This window comes from Tritonibacter sp. SIMBA_163 (genome assembly GCF_046535935.1).
GTDB lineage: Bacteria > Pseudomonadota > Alphaproteobacteria > Rhodobacterales > Rhodobacteraceae > Epibacterium > Epibacterium scottomollicae.
The window spans coordinates 1-260 of sequence record NZ_JAWJBP010000696.1 but is presented as its reverse complement, the minus strand read 5'-3'; the positions used below and the strand labels follow the sequence as shown (position 1 = coordinate 260).

The window sequence follows — 260 nt, the reverse complement described above, 5'->3', positions numbered from 1 at the left end:
CTCGCTTAAGGTGGATGGCGCAAGTGTAACAGATGCCAAAGATCAAGACAAAGGTGACTATACAAACGGCACTGTGACTGGTCAAATAGGTGACGTGAAAAATACTGGTTGGCACACAGTGACATTTGAAGCGAAAGTAGGAAAAGGTCAAGCGGGTAAAGACATTCAAAACACAGCGAATGTAAAGGGAGAAAATACCCCGCCAGACAAACCAACAACGAACATAGAAATCTACCCGCGCGATCCAAAGCTTGAATCAG

1 protein-coding gene is annotated in these 260 nt (G+C 45.0%); it reads left to right on the top strand.

Features of this window, described 5'->3' with window-relative positions:
• Positions 1 to 260: hypothetical protein (locus R0J92_RS24110; RefSeq protein ID WP_411053540.1), on the top strand; the 260-nt coding region annotated here is incomplete at both ends.